This window comes from Rhizobacter sp. P1_G5 (assembly GCF_056405435.1).
In genome coordinates this window covers 1-1,868 of record NZ_JBFUCB010000882.1, presented here as the reverse complement: position 1 = coordinate 1,868, position 1,868 = coordinate 1, and the positions used below count along the sequence as shown (strand labels likewise).

The 1,868-nt window shown below is 69.3% G+C and carries 3 protein-coding genes; 2 read left to right on the top strand and 1 reads right to left on the bottom strand.

Going from position 1 to position 1,868, the window contains the following annotated elements; all coding sequences use genetic code 11:
* A partial coding sequence (locus AC1D12_RS32290; protein WP_477845233.1) for a cupredoxin domain-containing protein occupies positions 1-290 on the top strand: 290 nt, incomplete at its 5' end.
* A complete protein-coding gene (locus tag AC1D12_RS32285) occupies positions 287-688 on the top strand; it encodes a c-type cytochrome (protein ID WP_477829506.1) in 402 nt (133 codons plus the stop codon). The genes AC1D12_RS32290 and AC1D12_RS32285, both read left to right, overlap by 4 nt.
* Positions 689-705: 17 nt before the next feature.
* Here the strand turns inward: AC1D12_RS32285 and egtD are convergent, their stop codons facing one another.
* A complete protein-coding gene (gene egtD / locus AC1D12_RS32280) occupies positions 706-1,776 on the bottom strand; it encodes an L-histidine N(alpha)-methyltransferase (protein WP_477845232.1) in 1,071 nt (356 codons plus the stop codon).
* Between the last annotated feature and the right edge of the window lie 92 nt (positions 1,777-1,868).

Sequence of the window (1,868 nt, the reverse complement as noted above, 5' to 3'; positions counted from 1 at the left end):
CCTGCCTTTTCACCGGCCTGCCGGCCGGTGCCGCCGAGCACGTGCTGGCGCAGAAGGGCAAGGCGTTCTCCGTGAAGAAGCTCCAGGTGAAGGTCGGCGACACGGTCAAGTTCGTCAACGAGGATCCGTTCGCGCACAACGTGTTCTCGTTGTCCGACGCGAAGAGCTTCGACCTCGGCTCGTTCGGCCAGGGCGGCTCGAAGACGGTCACGCTCGACAAGCCCGGCACGGTGGAGGTCGAGTGCGCGGTTCACCCGGACATGCGCATGGTGATCGAGGTCGGCAAGTGAAGCCGCACGACAGCCGCGCCCTGTGGATCGGCGCGCTGATCGTCGCGTGCCTGCTGAGCTGGGCCAGCGGCGTGCAGGCCCAGCCGCTGCCGCGCGACAGCCGCGACGCCTCGGTGTTCCGCGGCGGGCTGGTGTTCGCGAACTACTGTGTCACCTGCCACGGCATCAACGCCGACGGCAACGGCCGTGCCGCCCGCCTGTACGACCCGCGGCCGGCCAACCTGCGCACCACCGACAAGAACGATGCGTACCTCGGGCTGATCGTCAAGCTGGGCGGGCAGGCGCTGGGCCGATCGCCGTTCATGCCGCCGTGGGGCGCCGAGCTCACCGAGGAACAGATGCGCGACCTCGTCGCCTACGTGCGCTCGCTGAACCTGCGGGCGGACGCGGCGCCGTAGCTCTTCGGCCCGGTTCGTCAGCCGTGCGCCCAGAACACCGCGAACCAGCCCTGCGGATCGGTCCAGTGCTGCATCTGGCGAAAGCCCGATTCGCGCAGCAGCGCCTCGAAGCTCGCCACCGTGTACTTGTACGAGCTCTCGGTGTGGATGCGCTCGCCGGCCGCGAAGTGCCGGGAGTGCCCGGGCCAGCGCACGTCGAGCTCGCGCACGGCCTGCAGGTGCATCTCGATGCGCGACAGCCCGGTGTCGAAGCGCGCCACGTGCTGCCAGTCGGGCAGCGCGAAGTCGGTGCCGATGCGTCGGTTCAGGTGCGGCAGCAGGTTGCGGTTGAACGCCGCGGTGACGCCCAGTGCATCGTCGTAGGCCGACTCCAGCAGATGGGTCGGCTTCACCAGGTCGACGCCGATCAGCATGCCGCCGCCGCGCGCCTGCTCGCGGGCACTGGCCAGCAGCCGCGACGCCTGCTCGGGCGTGAAGTTGCCGATGCTCGAGCCGGGGTAGAAGAACACGGGCCGTTCGCGCAGCAGCTCGTTCGGCAGCACCAGCGCATTGGCGAAATCCATGCCCAGGCCGGTGACGTTCAGTGCCGGGTGCGCGCGCTGCACGCCGGCCAGCGCCTCGCGCAGGAAATCGACCGAGATGTCGATCGCGACATAGCGCGACGGCCTGAACTCGGGGAACAGCCGCACCGCCTTCGCGCAGTTGCCGGCGCCCAGGTCGATCAGCGTCATGCCGCGGCCGATCGCCTCGGCCATTTCGCCGGCGTGCAGGTCGAAGATGGCGGCCTCGGTGCGCGTCGGGTAGTACTCCGGCAGCTCGGTGATCGCCTCGAACAGGTGCGAGCCCAGGCTGTCGTAGAAGTACTTGGGCGCGACTTCGGCGCGCGCCTTCAGCAGCCCGGCCGTCACTTCGGCCAGCGTGGCCGTCTCGGGCGGCAGCTTGTTCTGCATGAACTGCGGCTGCAGCGACGCCGCCGGGCGGCCGGGCAGGCCGACGAGCGTGGGGCGCCGGCTCGAGCCGGCGGGGGAGGTGTCTCGGGTGCCAGTGGGGATGCCAGTGGTATTGCGCAATGCCAACAACGGGTCCATGCAGGTCTCCTCAGAGTGGGGGCATCTTGCCGGATGCCGGTCAACGTTGTCGACCGAGGGACGTAGGACTTACAGCCGTCGAGGTGTAGGAA